Source organism: Gluconobacter sp. OJA (assembly GCF_039638325.1).
GTDB lineage: Bacteria > Pseudomonadota > Alphaproteobacteria > Acetobacterales > Acetobacteraceae > Gluconobacter > Gluconobacter cerinus.
The window spans coordinates 1,710,020-1,727,521 of sequence record NZ_JBDIWI010000001.1; the positions used below are offsets into that span (position 1 = coordinate 1,710,020).

Sequence of the window (17,502 nt, forward strand, 5' to 3'; positions counted from 1 at the left end):
TCAAGCCAGCGCCTTACGTTGCCTGACCTGGAAAATTGTCAGGCAACCCATTCCCAAGGCGCAGAACGCAAACAGGGCGTAACTGGTCCAGAGCGTTGTCGAGAAGTACAGGTAAGGCATCAGGACTGCCGAGACGGAAATAAACTGGCCGACCGTGCCTGCAACAACGCCACGGGTCTTCCTGTCTGTCGCAACCACCGGCAGCAAAGACATTCCTGCACCACTCAGGCCGCTATAAGCGAATGTCCAAAGAAATAGCCCGGCAGACGCGACCAGCATCGTGCTTCCCGGGAAAAGCAGCAGCCATTGAGCCAGCATGCCAATAGCCGCCATGATGCAGAACATCAGCCGGGAACGACGCTCCGTTCCGACACACAGACTGACAATCAGCCCACCAGCCAGCATGACGACAATCTTGATGATCGCGACTTCTGCGGCAGACGCAGCCAAGCTCACATGGTGAACACGCGCAAGGTAGGACGGGGCGATCAAACTGGTTCCATAAGCAATCCCGTTCGGGAGCGTTACTGAAAGCCCGAGAGCCGTGACCAGCCAAGGTGACAGTCGCTTGGCCGGACCGCTTTCAGTCAAGACAACCGGGGGCTCTTTCAAACCAGCGAGTGTCAGAACGCCAACAGCAAGAATAACAACCATTAGGGCCATATGGGCCGTGCAGGCTGCCTGCCAGCGTCCCCCATTCAAAAAAGGAATGGCGAGCAGAAGACCGGCTGAATAGCCGGCCGGAGCAAAAGTGGACCAGAATGCCAAAGCTTTGGAGCGACTTTTTTCCGGCAGATAGCGCATGAACAACACCGGCGAACCTGCTGTTGCGAACGCAAACCCGCACCCACACAGCATAAGCCCAATCCGCAGGCTCCATAACGTGGATGTTGACAGGAGGAGACTGTCACCAATCAACGTAAGGACAACGGAAATTGGAAAAGCGCGCTTTACGCCAATACGGTCAACCACCATGCCAAACAGGAAGGACGTGAAGGCTGCGGGCACCGAAAAGAAGGACAAACTGGTGCCCACAGGTCCCGGAGGAACATGTCGGGCTTCCGCGATCGCACTGATAAACGGAACCACCAATCCGACAACAGCCATGGATACTGCCGAATAAACGTAAATCACCAGAACAAGAAAGAGATGATAGCCTGATCTGTCGCTCGTGGTCTGCATGGTCTTGTATCCTTGAAAAGGCCGGCCACGGGTCCGGCTAAGGGCTATTCAGTCGGCTTAGTTATTCCATGGAACATTCGGCAAAGCTGCCTCTACCGGGCCTGGCGGCTTGATCGAAGCGCAGCTTTGCGGAGGCATACGGCCAGCCAGAAGCGTTTTCACGAAAGGAATGGAGTCCTTCAAAGACACGTTGACTGCGCCATTATGGGTCATACCCGGATAGCGCTTCCACAGAACGTGAGTCCCCGCATCACACATGGCTGCAACGGCATTATACTGCCCATTCACTCCGGCCTCACCATCTGCCAGACCGGTCCCGGCAAACACAGGAAAGCTGATTTTAGCATTCGGGATCGTGAAGGCTGCGTCATGGCCAGCTTCGAAAGCAGGAAGCTTCTCGTTGAAAAGTGCGTTACTCTGCACTTTGAGCTGGTCAGCTTTGTCGAAAAGATTGTGCAGGCAGGCGTGACGAGCAATCTGGGACATCTGGCGCCCTGCACTCGTCAGGACCGTCCGGCTGTCTGTCTCAGGCTGTAAAGATTGGTCAGATCCTTCAACCCGCAACATGGCAAACGCGGAATCCATTTTGCTGGCGTCCGTATAAACTTCAGGAATAGGCACATGTCTCGCGCCTGGTGGGACTGCAAAACCTGTTACGAGGCCTGTAGCAACGACTCCCCGAATGTTTAACTCAGCAGCGTATGAGGGTGCTAGCCAGGCGGCTCCAAGTGCTGCCCCGGATCCCTGCGATTGCCCCACCAGAACGATCCAGTTTCTGATATCGTTAGGGAAACCGCTCAAAGACGCTCTCAATCCGTCCAGAACGCTATAACCCTCCGGTCGATAAAACAGATACGGGTGCGGTCCTGGCGTTCCCAGACCCTGATAATCCGTCGCGACAACGACAAACCCTTCAGACAACCACCGCGACAGATAGGCTTTATCCCGACTGGAATACCCGCGCCAGGATGGAGCACAAACATCCGCAACGCCTGTCGTTCCGTGCTCCCAGGCCACAACAGGCCATCCACCGACAGGAGCCTTGCCCTTCGGAAACAGAACCTGCCCTGAAACTGCAATCGGACCGCTTTTGTTCACGCCGTTCTGGGAAGAATACAGGACCCTGACGCCGCGACTGGCTCCTTGAGGAAGTTTGGTCAGATCCATGTCTTCATGCTGGATCAGCGTTCCGGGTATTGAAGAGATAGCCGTATTGGCCGTGTAAAAAGCACTTACGCCACCGTCGCCATATCGGTCGTCAACACTCGCAGTGGTGGCTGATTCAGGTGAGACTGTGCATCCACCCAGTGCCAGCAGGAAAGCTCCTGTAGCGCATGTCAGGCCAGTCAGTTTTGGCATCATGAATGGTCTCCGGTACTGAGGGAGAGTGCACGGCGCCATTCCAGCGTGCGTGCAATTGCTCCAAACGGATAAAAATGTAGCCCACGAAAATTCGTGTTGGGTGTTTGAGTAATTTCTTGGGCTACAGCATCAACAAGATGTTGCGGATTGCAGGGCATAAACCAGCGATGAAGTTTCCAGCGTTGACGCTGCATGAAACGCAAAGACTGCCCAACACCACAGGCCAGACCATACCGCACCAGCGTTTTTGGCGTCGTTAGCCCGTAAATTCCCAGGTTGATTGGTAGTGTAATCCCGCCATCCCTTAGCCGTTTCTCCCAGGCAAGAACTGGAGCCGCATCAAAGCAAAACTGCGTTACGATCTGCATATTCAAACCCTGCGTCCGTGCAAGATCCTGTTTGCGGCGCACATACTCCAGCAATGTTGCCTCGGTAGCCTGCGGGTGCCCCTCAGGATGCCCAGCAACGTAGACAGTGCGAATGCCCGTGCGAACCGGGATCTCTGTTTCCAGAATTTGCACCGTATCGGCAAAGATACCAGCAGGCTTATCCGCTCCCCCCGCGATCAGGAGCATTCGCGGAATATCCCGCTCGGTCAATGCTGAGCAGATTTCCTGCAGATGGCCTTCGTCACGGATGGATCGAGCTGCGACGTGAGGAACTGGTAGGTAACCGCACAACTTCAGCAGGTCACAGGCCGCTAAAACGTCTGCAAATGGAACTCCCGGAAGCCAGGTCACGAAGACCCTTGATCCGCAGGCAAGATCAGGCAGAACACCCGAGAGCTCCAGAATACGGGATGGCAGAAGCTCGATAGAGCTTTCCGTCATCAGATCTGCACGCACCTGGCCGACCAATATAGTCATGCAGCAATCCTTTTTTCCGCGAGATCCAAAACGGTTTTGAGAAGCATCATACGTGTCATCACGCCAAAACTTCGATCAGGTGGCGTCATCCAGCTCGCAACATCAGCAACTGCAGGATGGACATCCCCTTGCAAAGAGCCCTCGGGCCAGCTCATGCCAACATCAATGACAACAGCTCCCGATCGCACCATATCCGACGTTACCAGATGCGCTGAACCCGCGGCGGCTATAATGACGTCGGAGTTCTTCAGAACATTCTTAAGGTTCCGGCTTTTACGATGCAATATCGTAACGGTCGCGTTTCTGCTTTTTCCAGACAGCAAGAGCGCAGCGGGGCCGCCGACGAGACGTCCCCGCCCCAGAACAGCAACATTGGCCCCTTCCAGAACAAGGCCTGCCTGCTGCAACACTGCATCAATGCCCCTCACAGTGCAGGGAATAACAGACGGATCTGATGTCGTCAGAGACATCAGGTTAACCGGATGAAGACCATCCACATCCTTTTCAGCGCTGATCGCCTGAAGAACCTGTCCCTCTTCTAAATGTGCCGGCAGAGGAAGTTGAACCAGAATTCCAGTGATGGCTGAATCTTCATCAAGCCTTCGGATTTGCTCTAAAAGATCTGCCTGCGTGATAGATTCAGGCAGAACAATCTTCCGAACTGCTATTCCAACCTTTTCGCAGTCCTCGATTTTACGACTGACATATGTAGCGCTTTGTGGATCATCGCCTACCTCCACCAGCGCCAGGCAGGGAATGGTGCCTTGTTGCCTCAGCGTTGCGGCCCTGTTCTTGCTCTCCTCCAGAAGTGCGAGACCCAGTGCATCCAGATCAAAGAAACGAGCAGCCACCGCAATTACTCCCCTGCCAAAAACGGTCTCAGATAGCTTTGAGACGACGAATGATTTTTTTCATAAACGTCCGACGGGCGTTCAACGTGGTGTTATTCATATTGTAAAGCCCCAGGTAATCGACGCTGACACGACGGTTCATGACGGCACGCAGAAAACGTGTCCCATTCTTCCGTGGTGGATCACCAAGAACAAACGCACGATGCCGCGGGCAACCGTAAGTCGTGACGGTCATGACCTTCTTGATGTTTGTAAAGCCAGGAGAAAGCTTTCCATCTATCAATTTAAAAGAGACATCTGGAAGAAAAACGCGATCAAAATAGCCTTTAAGAATTGCGGGCCAACCAAAATTCCAAACAGGATGACACAAAATTAGTACATCCGTACTTTGCAGGCGCTTCACGTAATCAGCTACACGATGCTGATTAATGCTAACATCGTGATACTCGATACGATCTTGCGGGCTTAAAACAGGATCGAAATTGTCCCGATACAGGTCCAGAGCATCGACTTCATGCCCTTCAGCTTCCAGTGTCTGCGTTACCAGCCTGAACAGTGCCGCATTGAAGCTATCTTCAAGCGGATGGGCGAAAATGACGTGGACTTTCACGCGGTGTTCCCTGTTTTTCTGGCTCTATCAGAAGAGTTTTGTTCGCTATTCGAACACTTGTTCGTTATATTTATTTTAGGCATAATCATTTTCAGCCTGCAATGATATTCGTAACGGCTATGCATAGCTTTTTGCCCAGAAACGGATTTGTCCATGGACCAGCCCTCGCCTGTCCCCGATACCGAGATTTCCCTGACATTTGTTAAGGGCCTCGAAGTCCTACGTGCTTTTGAAAATGGCCAAACAGACATGACTGTCGCAGACATTGCGCGTCTGGTAGGGCACACGAGGGCCGCCACGAGGCGACTTGTCAGAACGTTGGAAGTTCTCGGATATGTCCGGAGTATCGATCAGCGCTACAGGCTGACAGCACGCGCCTTGAAACTGGGGCTCGGCTTCCTACAAAGCCGCTCCATCGGTCACCTTGTCGGTCCGGTTCTTCGAGCTGAATCCATTGTTATCGGAGAATCGATCTCTCTCGCTCTGCTTGACGCAGACGAGGCAATCTATGTTTTTCATAATCCCGCAGACAAATCTGCCGAAATGTCCGGGCATACTATCGGTAGCAGCATGTCTCTTGCCAGAACTGCGACTGGCCAAGCCATTTGCGCCTTTTTATCCGAGATCAGACAACAGACCATATTGGCCACCTCAGGCCTTTCTGAAGCAGAAGCGGCATGCGTGGCTAAGAGTCTTAAAGACGTCCACGCTCAGGGTTTCGCCTTGAGAGATGTGTCTCCGCAAAGCGATCTGCGTGCCCTTGGGGTGCCTGCCTTTAATGTAAATGGCCAAATTGCTGGTGCGCTCAGCATCGTCTTTCCAACCAGCCGATACTCCATGATGCAGATCCAGAAGGATCTGGTTCCCCACCTTCAGAGATGCGCAACTTATCTTGTAAGCGCCCTGTGAGACCCACACATGACAATCATCCTGCATACCTCTGAGCTTACCCAAAACTATTTGGCCAGACTCAAAGCACAGATCCGCTCACAGCAGAAAATTCTGGACCGTACGCCAACTCTCGCTGTCGTCACCGGATCTTCTGACGCGGGGCCATCAGCCTATCTGCGTCGCATTGGCTTGCTGGCGGAACAAGCCGACGTTAACCTACAAGTTGTTGACGTTGCAGGACAAAACGAAAGCAATTTTTGCCAAACGGTCCGAGAGCTCGGTGCTAACAAGCACATAGACGGAATTCTGATCCTTTTCCCACTCCCGGAAGAAATTTCCCGCCAAGCCATCATAGACGCCCTTCTCCCGGAGAAAGATGTGGACTGTCTCCATCCACTCAATCTTGGAAGCATCATGAATGGAACTCCATACTTCGAGCCCTGCACGGCAACAGGCGCATTGATGGCAGCAGAACATCTCGTCGGAGATCTGCGCGGAAAAGACTGTGTCATCATTGGCAGTTCGCCCGTTGTCGGGCGCCCTTTGAGCATGCTTCTTCTGGATCGCGGCGCAACGGTCTCCGTTGTTCACATCGATACTCAGGACATCCAGTCACATTGCGAGAAAGCAGACGTCCTCTTTTCAGCCGTAGGAAAAGCCCGATTAGTCACGGAGGACTGGATCAAACCAGGAAGCTGTCTCATCGATATTGGGATCAGCTATTGCCCGGATGAGGGCCGTGTCGTCGGAGATGTCGATCTCAAATCTGTCAAAGACATCGCATATGCGGTTACTGCGGTTCCAGATGGTGTTGGGCCACTAACAACCTGTACATTACTGGCCAATACCGTGAAAAGTGCTTTTAATCGGGAAGAATTAAAATTCAGCTATCCGGCTCTTTCGCAATAACAATAGAAAAGGCCGGAAAGAAGATCTTTCCGGCCCATAGTCTTTAACCCTCTGCCTTCAGCGTTCTGGCACTGAGCATTTTTCCAGGGTTCAACAATAACATCGGATCATATCGCTTCTTGATTGCGGCCAGATTTGGTGATGCCACACGGTGCATGCCGCCCTCCTCAATGGTCACGACATGCGGGTTGGCAATATTGACCCCCCGCTTCTCATGTTCCGCGATGATATAGTTCAGGCGCTCTTCGTCGGTGAAGCGAATAACCGGCAACGCAGCACAACTCACATGGCCGCCCATCGGAAAGAATTCCAGATGCATCATCAGGTCATCAGGGAAAAGCGCACGGATTTCCGCCACCTTCTCTAGTGTCCCGACGTGCGGATAACCGCACTGAAGATACGTGTAACCACGATCTTTCTTCAGAACCTGAAGCGTCGTGTGGTTCCATGTCAGCTCATAAAGCGGAGTTGCACCCGCCGTGTCCTCAGCTTCTCTGGTGTTGGCTTCATAACAAAGGCGACCGTCAGCAGCCTCGGCAAGCGCCTTAACCGTCTCAATACCCGCCGGAGCAATCATGAGAATGACCAGTGACGCCCCATCCGGCACCTGCTCGCGTACGGATGCGAAGAATGGTGGCAGGTCACCGTCAACAACAGACACCAGCTTCTTCTGAATACCGGCCTGAAGCGCAATATCACGTGCAAAAACCGCTGCTTCTTCAAACGTGCCGAATGAGATGGCCATATCCTGCCAATCCACGGCTGGCTCAACACCAATTTCCAGTTCGGTGATCAGGCCTGTCGTACCGTAGGTGTGAAGAATACCCCTCGCATCAGAGCCGCGAAGTTCGAGAGCTTCCGGATTTTCGCCCAGAGTGACAAAGCGGAGCCCCAGAATATTTCCCGGTGACGAAAGACCGCCCCATCGAACAGACCCAATACCGCCGGATCCACCCGCAATAAATCCGCCGATCGTTGCCGTCCGTTTCGTGGACGGATACATGCGGACTTCCCAGCCCAGTTCATGCAAAGCACGATCCAAGTCCAGCATGTTCATGCCCGCCTGTACGCGTGCGACACCATCCTTGACCCAAAGGAGCTTATTGAGCTCCGTCATTTCAACGACAGCCCCCCCCTCCATCGGAACAGCCTGACCATAATTCCCAGTGCCACCCCCACGCGGAGTAAGTGGCGTTTTTGTCTCGCGTGCCACCCGCGCAATGTGAAGAAGGTCCTCTTCATTGCGCGGCATAACGATACAATCGCCAAAACAGCTATCAAGCTGCCGCTTCAGAACCGGACTATACCAGTAAAAATCACGGCTTTTCCGCTTCACAAGAGCCGGCACCGTCTGAACAGGAATATCGCCAAGGAGCGACAGGAAGGTCTCAACCGAGCTCATCGACCCAGATCCTCCGTAATGGGGCGAAGACGATCCAGCGGATATTCAGCAATCTCGGCAAGAAGCTCGAGAAAGCCTTCAATCCACTGATTAGCAACGGCTTCGCCCTTCTCAGCCGTAGCAATCCCGGCATTTCCTGCCGCACCTGACGGGTGAATGTCGTGCGTCAACCAACCAAAGCCCACACGACCTTCTGCTTCCAGCCATTTGGCCGTCTCGGCAAGCTTCTGGGGCCATGGCTCGAAATTGTCAGCACGTTCCATCTCAACAAGGTCCGGCCGGAGGTGAAGCATCAGGGATGTTTCAATATCGCCACCATGGATCCCATACCGGCGCTCCTCTTCGGTAAACATGCCATCCGGCACGCCAAAACGGGACCAGCCGACACAGACAACAAACATTCCATGTGTCCGGCGGAGTGTTCTGGCAACGATATCCAGGATCTGTGGCTGCCCACCGTGAGAATTCAGGAGCACCAGCCTCTTCACGCCAGATCGTGCAACACTTTCACCAATTTCGATGAGAACCTGTGTGAGGGTCTGCGCACTGAGGGTCAGTGTTCCAGGATAAGCAACATGCTCTTCGCTTTTGCCAACAGCCTGAATAGGAAGTGCGGTCGCGGGGACGGTCGCGGGGAGCGCCTCCATTGCCTTATCAAGCAGCATTTCATTGATACAGGCATCCACATAGACCGGAAGATGTGGGCCATGCTGTTCCACCGCGGCCACAGGAAGAATGGCCACGGTCTCAGGGGGAAGCTGACGAAACTGGCGGGAAATCATGTCACACCAGCGCTTTTTGGGCCAGAAAACCGTCTCGGAACTGCTTGTCATGGGCTTGTCTTCCGTTGTCTCTTGTGTGGAATGACACGCCCCGGTGAGGACGAGCCAACACATTCCCTGCTCCGATATGATATCATCCCGGAACGAAAAGATAGATGAAACAGGAAGGTCGCAGCTTTTAAAGCATCTATTTTCGACAGGAGCGATGCAAAAAAGAGGGCGCAAATTTTACGGGCATTCCGCTAGCGTTTTAAAAAACAGGAGCCAGCCATGTCCGAATTTTCAACACAGTCAATGCCTACGCGCTCCGTGCGCCTGAATCGTCTATCCAAAACGGTGATGGTCGCGTCGTTGGGAGTCTTCGGCCTTCTCGTCGCACTTAATAATATTACAGATTATGGTTCGAACTACGAATTTGTTCGTCACGTTCTGTCGATGGATACCACGTTTCCCGGCAACAGCCTCAGATGGCGCGCGATCTCAGTTCCGCTGCTGTGGCATATTTTTTACGTCCTGATTATTGGCGCTGAATTCGCAACCGGTGCCCTTTTTTCGTTTGCGGCCTGGAAGATGGCGAAGGCGATCAACATGGCTAGTCCGGCCTTCAAGGCCGCTCACACCCTTGTTCCCGTCGCGACAGCCGTAGGATTTCTCATCTGGTTTTTCGGCTTCTCTGTCGTCGGAGGCGAGTGGTTCGCGATGTGGCAATCCCATAGCTGGAACGGACAGGAAGCCGCCTTCCGGTTTTTTATGACCATGCTGGGAGTTTGTATTTTCACCCAGCAAAAAGAATGAGTGCAACCTTTTTGCGCGCACAAATAGGTTAAAAAGGTATCGGTCCAGCAGCAGAATAGCTCTTCCCACGGAGACAAAAAAACCGTTACGGTCTAATTATAAATGGACGTTGGGAGGCAGCTCATGACACCTTACAGGCTTGATCGACGCAGTATGCTCCGCGGCATCATGGCTGCGGGCGCGGTGTCTTCCCTACCCTCTGGGCGAGCAAAAGCGGCATCCAGGCCCCTGAGTCTGCTGACCAACTGGTATGCTCAGGCAGAGCACGGAGGCTACTACCAGGCCTCCGAAGACGGACTGTACAGTGCTCAAAATCTGGACGTTTCAATTCAGATGGGTGGCCCCCAGATGAACATGACCCAGCTTCTGATGGCGGGACAATGTGACATCGCCATCATGCAGGGTGAAGAAGCCATCCGCTGTGCAGTGCAGGGCATTCCCGCCGTCGCAATCGCTACGACTTTCCAGAAAGGCGTTGGCGGCTTGATGACCCATCCGGATATTCACGACATTGCCCAACTCAAGGGCCATCCCATTCTGATCAGTTCAGAAGGGCGAGCCAGCTTCTGGGTGTGGCTTAAGAAGCGTTATGGTTTCACGGAAGACCAGGCCCATCCCTACACCTATAATCTCCAGCCCTTCGCTTTCAATCCGCAGATGGCCATGCAGGCCTTTGTTTCCTCGGAGCCCTACGGCGCCAAAAAAGCTGGTATTCCATTCAATTTTTTCCTCCTCGATGACCTGGGCTACGCTGCCTATGGAAACGTGCTGATGGTGTCCCGCAAGACCCTCGAAGAACGTGGCCCCGAGCTCCAGAAGTTCATCGCGGCCAGCAGCGAAGGCTGGAAACACTATATTTTTGGAGAGTCCACCAAGGGGGATGCTGCGATCCGTAAAGCCAATCCGGATATGAGCGCGGACCAACTCGCGTGGTCCCGTCAGAAACTCCGCGACATCAAAGCTCTGGGCGCACCGGGAGCACCCATCATGACAATGAATAACGAGCGCTGGCAGCGCATTTACGACATCCAGCTTTCAGCTCAACTCATTGCAGACAGTCCGAAATGGAAAGATGGGTATACCCTTGATGTCGTCCACAACAGCCTGGCGACTGTCCCCGCATGAGCAGTCCCGTTCTTTCCCTGAGCAGCGTTGAGAAAATTTTCCCCAACGGCGTGCGCGGTCTTTCTCCTGTCGATCTGAGTGTGGAGAAAGGAGATTTTGTTACGCTGATTGGGCCATCTGGATGCGGCAAAAGCACGCTCCTCAAGCTCATCGCCAATCTTCATACCCCGTCGGCTGGCACGCTGAACTGGTGGGGCGGTGGCTTCAAGGACGTAGGCCAGAAAGGGCGCCGTATGGCGTTCGTCTTTCAGGACGCGACGCTCATGCCATGGGCCTCGATCGTGAAAAATGTGCGCCTTCCGCTTGATTTGGAAAAAGTGGATCGGACAACGGCTGACAAGCGTGCCCATGCCGCTCTTGAACGCGTTGGCCTAGGTCATGTGGCCGATCAATATCCGGCACAACTTTCCGGCGGCATGAAAATGCGCGTGTCCATTGCCCGTGCACTCGTTACCGAACCAGATCTTCTTCTGATGGATGAGCCATTCGGTGCACTGGACGAATTTACCAGAAACCGTCTGGATGAAGAAATGGCCCGTCTTTGCTATGAAGACGGCCTCACCACTCTGTTCGTCACACACGCCCTTCATGAGGCTGCATTTCTATCCAGCCGCGTGATGGTCATGGCGGCTCACCCTGGGCGTATTCATGCTCAATACGAAATAGACCGTGGCATCGTTCGCGACGAAATTTTCCGCCTTTCCGATCAGTTCGCCGGCATCAGCAAAGAATTGGCGATCCTCCTCGAAGATGCCAGTCGGGACAGCATGATTGGTCAGGAGGCGCGGCAATGATGACATCTCGCTCTCTGTCGCTCCTTGCTCCCATCACGCTCGGAATCATCATTCTGGCAGCATGGGAAGCGATCTGTCGCTTCTGGCATATTCCGCCTTACCTGATGCCCTCTCCGTCTGCCATCTGGCGTGCTTTGATGCTGGACGGCGTATCATTACTCCATGCGCTGCTTATCACTCTGGAAATCACATTTGCGGCGCTCGTTGTAGCCGTCCTCGGGGGTGTTCTGATAGCGTTCCTGTTAGTGCAAAGCCCGCTGATCGAGCGGTGCCTGATGCCTTATGTGGTTATCATGCAGGTGACCCCGATTGTAGCCATTGCGCCGCTGATCATCATCCTGATCCACAATACTCCCCTCGCCCTCACTGCCTGCGCAGCATTGGTAGCGATCTTCCCTGTGATCTCGAACACTCTGCAAGGCCTGCGCAGCGTAGATCCAGATCTGGCGGCTTACTTTCAGATGCACAAAGCCACCCGCCTTCAAATGCTGCTGCGACTGCGAATTCCAAGTGCTCTTCCCATGTTCATGGCGGGCTTGCGCATCGCAACAGGCCTTTCACTTGTTGGCGCCATTGTAGCTGAGTTTGTTGCCGGAACCGGCGGCAATTCGGCTGGCTTGGCGTACCAAATCCTTCAATCCGGCTTCCAGATGGATATTCCCCGGATGTTCGCGGCACTGTTCCTTATTACAGTCGCAGGCCTCGTCCTGTATGCCGCAGCAGCCAGCCTCCAGCGCTTTGCTCTGAGACATCGCTCATGACTTTTCCTGCCTCTTCCAGCACCGGCCCAAGGGCCCTCCTGAACGCGACTATTCCGGCAGGCCTGCGGCCTTCGTCATTCACTGATGAGTCCATGCGCTACGATATCGCGCTCTCAGATGGGAAAATTTCGGATATTCTACCGGCAGGAAATTTTTCTTCCGTCGGTGAAGCGATTGATCTGAAAGGTCAGATGGTCTGGCCCTGCTTTGCAGATATTCATACCCATCTGGACAAGGCCTTCATCTGGGAGCGCACACCCAATCCTGATGGAACCTTCATGGGGGCCTTGCAAGCCACAACTCAGGATCGAGAAGGGTATTGGACGGACGCAGACGTTGAACGCCGCATGGAGTTCAGTTTGAACTGTGCCTACGCGCACGGAACAAGCGCCATAAGAACGCACCTGGACACCTTCGGAACGCACGGGAACCGCGTTTGGCCGCTTCTGCGTCGCCTTCAAAAGAAATGGTCCGGGAAAGTTGCTCTGCAAGGCGTCTCCCTGACCATGCCTGAGCGCTACATGGGTGAAGACCGGGACGGCATCGTGAGAAATGTCGCCGAGACAGAGGGGGGCGTTCTGGGCGCCGTCCTGATGAAGCACAACACGACGCCGGAAGCCCTCGAAGTTCTCTTTGGACTAGCCACAGAATACGGGCTCGAACTGGATCTGCATGTCGATGAGAATGGAGAAACAGACGGAACGGCTCTGGAACTGATCGCCCAGACAGCCCTGAAGCTTCGGTTTCGTCAAAAGATTTTATGCGGCCATTGCTGTAGCCTTAGCGTCCAAAGCGAGACGCAACAGACGCACATTATTTCCCTGCTCGGCGAAGCCGGGATTGGCATTGTGAGTCTCCCACTTTGCAACATGTATCTTCAGGACCGCACCGCAGGGCGCACACCAAGATGGAGAGGTGTAACCTTACTGCAGGAACTCGATGCCGCGGGTATTCCAGTCATGCTTGCCAGCGACAATGTCCGAGACCCCTTCTACGCTTACGGGGACTTTGACATGCACGAAATTCTTCAAGGCGGTACGAGGATCGGCCAGTTGGATCATACTCACCGTCCTTGGGCGCAGTCGGTCACAAGCCGTCCGGGATCCTGGATGGAAAGGACCCATCGCCTCGAAAAAGGTGCACCAGCCGATCTGATTATCTTTCCAGCTCGTTCCATGAATGAATGGATGAGCCGCTCTCAGGCCGGACGGACAGTTCTCCGAAACGGTCGCATTCTTGAAGCAGTTCCCCCCTCATACGAAACTCTGGGAGGTGAAATCTGATGTTAGCGCTGAAACCTCGCCGGACGGAGACAATGCAAACGCGGGATGGCGTTTCACTGGTTGCTGATATCTGGGAACCAGAAGGAGACGGCCCCTTCCCCGTTCTTCTGATGCGACAGGCTTACGGTCGCAAGATTGGTACGTCGCTCTGCTACGCACCGCCAGAATGGTATGCCAGTCACGGCTATATCGTCATCATGCAGGACGTGCGGGGACGCGGAGATTCTGGCGGTGAGTTTGTACTGTTCGAGCATGAAGCGACAGACGGTGCAGATACGATCGCTTGGGCTGCATCCTTACCGCGCAGCAATGGTCGCGTGGGGATGTTTGGCTTCTCCTTTCAGGGGAGCAACCAACTTCTGGCAGCCGGAGAAAAACCAGAAGCGCTCAAAGCGGTAGCGCCTGCCATGATCGGCTGGCAGCTGGATCAAGACTGGGCGTATGAAAATGGGGCTTTCCCGATGCGCGCAAATCTTGGTTGGGCGACGCAACTGGCAGCAGAAACCGCTAGGCTTCAGGGAGACTATGAAGCCCAGCAGGCGCTCTTTGCGGCTAGTCGGGGCATGTCTTTCAATGGGCGACAACCAACAGTGCCTGCCCATGAGGCGCTTCTGGCGAAATATAGCCATTATACCCGCTGGAGAGAGACGCCTCCTGGAGATGCCTACTGGGACAAAATCTCTCCCGCATCGCGGCTGACCGAAATCTTGGAGTTGGCACCCGCAGTTCTACTGATTGGGGGATGGTACGACAGCCACCTACCTGGCACGCTGGAAGCATATCGTGCTCTATCTCCCGACATGCCAACACGCTTGATTGTTGGCCCCTGGTCTCACTTTCCTTGGGACCGACATATCGGGGATGTGGACGTCGGCGAGGCGGCCATCACAGATATTGATCAGCAACAGATCGCATTCTTCGATCAATATCTAAAAGCTGCCCCTATACCCGACGCGAACCCAGTACGCCTTTTCGATATGGGCGCCTGTTGCTGGCAGGACTTCCCGACACTCTCGTCGGGGACAGTTCCAAGCTATCCAGCCGGGACGGGCCGCTCCGCGATTGACACACGCGATGGCATTCTAAGCGCGTCGACAGCTCCTACAGCACCGTCAGAGAGCCTTACTCTCGATCCGTGGCGCCCTTCGGGTCCGTGTGGTGGAAGCTTTGGGTTTCCGGGAGGCCCAATAGATCGTGCCCGCACCGATGCGCGTTCGGACGTCCTGACATTCACGACGCTCCCGCTCGAATTCGATCAGTTGCTCGCAGGAACGATCACAGGGTGCTTTGAAATCGAGAGTGAATACGCCGGTTTTGATCTTCATGCCTGCGTCTCACGTATCGATCAGAACGGCAAAGTACACCCCCTCGCAGAAGGATATGCGCTGACCGCCCCTGGTCAGACATCTCTGCCGCTGCGGGGAACATGCGTCACATTGAAAGCCGGCGAAAGATTGAGACTGTCCCTGTCTCTCTCCTGCTTTCCCGTGTTTCCAATCAACCCCGGCACAGGGGCCAGCCCTATTACCGCCACTCTGGACCAACAACAGGTGACGACAGTTCACTTCAAATGCGGCTCCGGAACCTACCTTCTTCTTCCTTGGATCAAACAGGAAAGATAATTCTCATGCCTTTCGCAAAATGCAGCCCTGATAGCGTTGAAGCCTTCCGGATTGCTCCGGATTCAACCAATTACTTTGCCATTTTGTTTGACAAGACGGCTGGCGATTATGCGTCTATTGTCGTTGTCGAAATTTTTGAACCTGGTGGTGCAACACCACCCAACACACACACTGATGCGGACGAAATGTTTTTTGTGCTGTCCGGCACAGGCCGCGCCTGGTGTGATGGCCAGAGCTGCGAACTCAAGGCTGGCGACGCGCTTCTGGTCAAGCCGGGATCCGAGCATGTTCTGGAAAATACGGGCACCAACAAGCTCTACACCTTGACAGTAATGACCCCGGACGAAGACTTTGGAAAACTGATCCGTAGCGGAGTTCCAGTCAAGCTCGATGCCGAAGATCTGGCGGTGCTGTGCGGAGGCAGTCAATGAGGCGTCTGGGCAGCACACACGTTAACAGTTGGGGGGCAACGGCGTCCTCCATAAGTCTGCTACGGCCAGAACGTCCTTCTCGGCCAGTTAGTGTTCCGTCTCAGCCTCAGGCACTGACGTTCGATCTTGCTCGTACCGCGATTATTGTGATCGATATGCAGAATGACTTCTGCCACCGGGACGGCTGGCTCGCGTCCATTGGTGTCGACATCACAGCTGCCCGCCGCCCCATTGATCCGCTGAAGACACTCCTTCCCGCGCTTCGAAAGCATGATGTCCCTGTTATCTGGCTAAATTGGGGAAATCGCCCGGACAGGCTTAACCTTCCCCCTTCTGTCCTGCATGTGTATGACCCCGCAGGTGAAGATAAAGGCATCGGAGCGGCTATAGGCTCCACAGATCGCAAAGTTCTGGAAGATGGCAGCTGGAATGCTGCAATCATTGACGAGCTCGAAGTCGATCCGGAAGATATTCACATCTCGAAGTATCGAATGAGCGGCTTTTGGGACACGCCACTCGAAGCGATACTCAAAAACCTTCGCGTAGACACCCTGCTTTTCTCAGGCGTCAATAGCGATCAATGCGTTCTCAGTACACTGACAGACGCAGGATGTCTCGGTTACGACTGCATCCTCCTCGATGACTGTTCCGCGACGACTTCTCCAGATTTTTGCCAAGACGCAACCGTTTACAATGTTCGCCAGTGCTACGGATTTGTAGCATCCGGCTCAGATCTAGCGAAAAATCTTATTCGCTGAACGGTGGACACAGCGGCTTTCAGGAGCAACCTCAGTGCTACTGGAAGCCGCACAGACAAGGGTCTTGCGATGCTTTTGCTCCGCAAGGAGAGGCAATATGAGCCCTCTAATTTAATGACTACGCTCAGGCTCCATTGATATTGAATGGCCGGATATGATTCAGGCTCCTTGAGGAGACTGGAGATGAGTGACCTGTATTGGCTGACAGACGAGCAAATGGAGCGTCTGCAGCCCTTTTTCCCGAAGAGCCATGGCAAACCTCGTGTTGATGATCTTCGTGTGTTGAATGGGATCATTTTCGCAAACAGAAATGGTTTGCGCTGGCGTGATGCGCTCCGGGAATACGGTCCACACAAGACGCTCTACGATCGCTGCAAGCGCTGGAGTGCTATGGGAATATTCATCCGCATGATGGAGGGACTGGAGGCCGGAAAGCCAGAGCCTCAGACGATCATGAGTGATGCGACCTATCTCAAGGCACATCGCACAGCTTCGAGCCTGCGGTTAAAAAAGGGGCTCCAGGCCGTCTGATTGGGCTCACCAAAGACGGGATGAATACGAAGCTGCATGCGTTACCGACCGGAGCGGACGTCCGTTCGGCTTCTTCAATATGACAGCAGGCCAGATCAGTGATTACACCGGTGCGGCTGCCCTTCTGGACGATCTCCTAGGATGCTTGTAGACCCGGGCTATGACGCTGACTGATTTAGGGGTGCCTTAGAGGAGAGAAAGATCAAACCATACATTCCGGGGCGAAAATCTCGTAGGAAACCGGTAAAATACGACAAGCGAAAATATAAACGCCGCAATCGCATCGAGATCATGTTCGGAAGGCTCAAGGACTGGAGACGGGTCGTGACACACTATGACAGATGTCCCACCGTTTCTTCTCGTCAATCTGCCTCGCTGCAACCGTCTTGTTCTGGCTATGCGTCCTGAGCCCAGACACACGTCAGACCTCACGTTGCTCGACACAACCATCACACTGCTGTTTTTGACGGGAAGAAACGGCAGCCACGAGCCCGCGAAACTCAACAATAAAAAAAGCCCCCGGAACGTAATGTTCCGAGGGCCCATT

17 protein-coding genes and 1 pseudogene are annotated in these 17,502 nt (G+C 54.1%); 11 read left to right on the forward strand and 7 right to left on the reverse strand.

Annotated features, from left to right (window positions below; translation table 11 throughout):
- Genes ABDK75_RS07880 through ABDK75_RS07900 form a run of 5 tightly spaced genes read right to left on the reverse strand, consistent with a single transcriptional unit; the run spans nt 1 to nt 4,871 of the window.
- On the reverse strand, nt 1–1,182 hold the full coding sequence (locus ABDK75_RS07880; RefSeq protein WP_346005472.1) for an MFS transporter: 1,182 nt from the start codon (nt 1,180–1,182) through the stop codon (nt 1–3).
- A 57-nt stretch (nt 1,183–1,239) separates the two neighbouring features.
- Complete coding sequence (locus ABDK75_RS07885) at nt 1,240–2,544, reverse strand: lipase family protein (RefSeq protein ID WP_346005473.1); 1,305 nt, start codon at nt 2,542–2,544, stop codon at nt 1,240–1,242.
- Nucleotides 2,541–3,410: a methylenetetrahydrofolate reductase gene (locus tag ABDK75_RS07890; RefSeq protein ID WP_346005474.1), complete on the reverse strand. Its 870-nt coding sequence runs from the start codon at nt 3,408–3,410 to the stop codon at nt 2,541–2,543. Before ABDK75_RS07890 ends, ABDK75_RS07885 begins: the two co-directional genes overlap by 4 nt.
- Nucleotides 3,407–4,261 carry a bifunctional 5,10-methylenetetrahydrofolate dehydrogenase/5,10-methenyltetrahydrofolate cyclohydrolase gene (locus ABDK75_RS07895; protein ID WP_346005475.1) on the reverse strand — a complete coding sequence of 285 codons (855 nt, stop codon included), beginning with the start codon at nt 4,259–4,261 and terminating at the stop codon, nt 3,407–3,409. The genes ABDK75_RS07890 and ABDK75_RS07895 overlap by 4 nt, the downstream gene beginning before the upstream one ends.
- A 28-nt stretch (nt 4,262–4,289) precedes the next feature.
- Complete coding sequence (locus ABDK75_RS07900) at nt 4,290–4,871, reverse strand: NAD(P)H-dependent oxidoreductase (RefSeq protein WP_064274384.1); 582 nt, start codon at nt 4,869–4,871, stop codon at nt 4,290–4,292.
- A 153-nt stretch (nt 4,872–5,024) separates the two neighbouring features.
- Here ABDK75_RS07900 and ABDK75_RS07905 point away from each other — a divergent pair, with 153 nt between their 5' ends.
- On the forward strand, nt 5,025–5,780 hold the full coding sequence (locus tag ABDK75_RS07905) for an IclR family transcriptional regulator (RefSeq protein WP_346005476.1): 756 nt from the start codon (nt 5,025–5,027) through the stop codon (nt 5,778–5,780).
- A gap of 9 nt (nt 5,781–5,789) precedes the next feature.
- Nucleotides 5,790–6,671: a bifunctional 5,10-methylenetetrahydrofolate dehydrogenase/5,10-methenyltetrahydrofolate cyclohydrolase gene (locus tag ABDK75_RS07910; protein ID WP_346005477.1), complete on the forward strand. Its 882-nt coding sequence runs from the start codon at nt 5,790–5,792 to the stop codon at nt 6,669–6,671.
- A 43-nt stretch (nt 6,672–6,714) separates the two neighbouring features.
- Here ABDK75_RS07910 and ABDK75_RS07915 read toward each other — a convergent pair whose 3' ends face one another.
- Together ABDK75_RS07915 and ABDK75_RS07920 are read right to left on the reverse strand one after the other, a co-directional pair.
- A complete protein-coding gene (locus ABDK75_RS07915) occupies nt 6,715–8,073 on the reverse strand; it encodes an FAD-binding oxidoreductase (protein WP_346005478.1) in 1,359 nt (452 codons plus the stop codon).
- A complete protein-coding gene (locus ABDK75_RS07920; protein WP_046901866.1) occupies nt 8,070–8,906 on the reverse strand; it encodes a creatininase family protein in 837 nt (278 codons plus the stop codon). Before ABDK75_RS07920 ends, ABDK75_RS07915 begins: the two co-directional genes overlap by 4 nt.
- Nucleotides 8,907–9,125: 219 nt before the next feature.
- On the opposite strand from ABDK75_RS07920, the gene ABDK75_RS07925 reads away from it, so the two are divergent.
- The 9 genes and pseudogenes from ABDK75_RS07925 to ABDK75_RS07965 all read left to right on the forward strand — a co-directional run.
- Complete coding sequence (locus ABDK75_RS07925) at nt 9,126–9,650, forward strand: DUF2165 domain-containing protein (protein ID WP_346005479.1); 525 nt, start codon at nt 9,126–9,128, stop codon at nt 9,648–9,650.
- A gap of 123 nt (nt 9,651–9,773) precedes the next feature.
- Complete coding sequence (locus tag ABDK75_RS07930; RefSeq protein WP_346005480.1) at nt 9,774–10,775, forward strand: ABC transporter substrate-binding protein; 1,002 nt, start codon at nt 9,774–9,776, stop codon at nt 10,773–10,775.
- The gene (locus tag ABDK75_RS07935) at nt 10,772–11,569 is read left to right on the forward strand and encodes an ABC transporter ATP-binding protein (RefSeq protein ID WP_346005481.1); all 798 of its coding nucleotides are present in this window, start codon (nt 10,772–10,774) and stop codon (nt 11,567–11,569) included. The genes ABDK75_RS07930 and ABDK75_RS07935 overlap by 4 nt, the downstream gene beginning before the upstream one ends.
- The gene (locus ABDK75_RS07940) at nt 11,566–12,330 is read left to right on the forward strand and encodes an ABC transporter permease (protein ID WP_086633863.1); all 765 of its coding nucleotides are present in this window, start codon (nt 11,566–11,568) and stop codon (nt 12,328–12,330) included. Before ABDK75_RS07935 ends, ABDK75_RS07940 begins: the two co-directional genes overlap by 4 nt.
- Nucleotides 12,327–13,613, forward strand: a complete 1,287-nt coding sequence (locus ABDK75_RS07945) for a cytosine deaminase (protein WP_346005482.1) — start codon at nt 12,327–12,329, stop codon at nt 13,611–13,613. The genes ABDK75_RS07940 and ABDK75_RS07945 overlap by 4 nt, the downstream gene beginning before the upstream one ends.
- Before the next feature lie 32 nt (nt 13,614–13,645).
- Nucleotides 13,646–15,235, forward strand: a complete 1,590-nt coding sequence (locus ABDK75_RS07950; protein ID WP_346005483.1) for a CocE/NonD family hydrolase — start codon at nt 13,646–13,648, stop codon at nt 15,233–15,235.
- Nucleotides 15,236–15,240: 5 nt separating this feature from the next.
- On the forward strand, nt 15,241–15,666 hold the full coding sequence (locus tag ABDK75_RS07955; protein ID WP_339407806.1) for a cupin domain-containing protein: 426 nt from the start codon (nt 15,241–15,243) through the stop codon (nt 15,664–15,666).
- Complete coding sequence (locus ABDK75_RS07960) at nt 15,663–16,424, forward strand: cysteine hydrolase family protein (protein ID WP_339407807.1); 762 nt, start codon at nt 15,663–15,665, stop codon at nt 16,422–16,424. The genes ABDK75_RS07955 and ABDK75_RS07960 overlap by 4 nt, the downstream gene beginning before the upstream one ends.
- Nucleotides 16,425–16,607: 183 nt before the next feature.
- Nucleotides 16,608–17,353 (forward strand): annotated as a pseudogene (locus tag ABDK75_RS07965) (IS5 family transposase); the annotation flags it as partial.
- Between the last annotated feature and the right edge of the window lie 149 nt (nt 17,354–17,502).

Bases quoted from the DNA above. Each gene is read 5' to 3' on its own strand.
- ABDK75_RS07880 (WP_346005472.1), bottom strand. From the start codon at position 1,182: ATGCAGACCACGAGCGACAGATCAGGCTATCATCTCTTTCTTGTTCTG.
- ABDK75_RS07885 (WP_346005473.1), bottom strand. From the start codon at position 2,544: ATGATGCCAAAACTGACTGGCCTGACATGCGCTACAGGAGCTTTCCTG.
- ABDK75_RS07890 (WP_346005474.1), bottom strand. From the start codon at position 3,410: ATGACTATATTGGTCGGCCAGGTGCGTGCAGATCTGATGACGGAAAGC.
- ABDK75_RS07905 (WP_346005476.1), top strand. From the start codon at position 5,025: ATGGACCAGCCCTCGCCTGTCCCCGATACCGAGATTTCCCTGACATTT.
- ABDK75_RS07910 (WP_346005477.1), top strand. From the start codon at position 5,790: ATGACAATCATCCTGCATACCTCTGAGCTTACCCAAAACTATTTGGCC.
- ABDK75_RS07915 (WP_346005478.1), bottom strand. From the start codon at position 8,073: ATGAGCTCGGTTGAGACCTTCCTGTCGCTCCTTGGCGATATTCCTGTT.
- ABDK75_RS07920 (WP_046901866.1), bottom strand. From the start codon at position 8,906: ATGACAAGCAGTTCCGAGACGGTTTTCTGGCCCAAAAAGCGCTGGTGT.
- ABDK75_RS07925 (WP_346005479.1), top strand. From the start codon at position 9,126: ATGTCCGAATTTTCAACACAGTCAATGCCTACGCGCTCCGTGCGCCTG.
- ABDK75_RS07930 (WP_346005480.1), top strand. From the start codon at position 9,774: ATGACACCTTACAGGCTTGATCGACGCAGTATGCTCCGCGGCATCATG.
- ABDK75_RS07935 (WP_346005481.1), top strand. From the start codon at position 10,772: ATGAGCAGTCCCGTTCTTTCCCTGAGCAGCGTTGAGAAAATTTTCCCC.
- ABDK75_RS07940 (WP_086633863.1), top strand. From the start codon at position 11,566: ATGATGACATCTCGCTCTCTGTCGCTCCTTGCTCCCATCACGCTCGGA.
- ABDK75_RS07945 (WP_346005482.1), top strand. From the start codon at position 12,327: ATGACTTTTCCTGCCTCTTCCAGCACCGGCCCAAGGGCCCTCCTGAAC.
- ABDK75_RS07950 (WP_346005483.1), top strand. From the start codon at position 13,646: ATGCAAACGCGGGATGGCGTTTCACTGGTTGCTGATATCTGGGAACCA.
- ABDK75_RS07955 (WP_339407806.1), top strand. From the start codon at position 15,241: ATGCCTTTCGCAAAATGCAGCCCTGATAGCGTTGAAGCCTTCCGGATT.
- ABDK75_RS07960 (WP_339407807.1), top strand. From the start codon at position 15,663: ATGAGGCGTCTGGGCAGCACACACGTTAACAGTTGGGGGGCAACGGCG.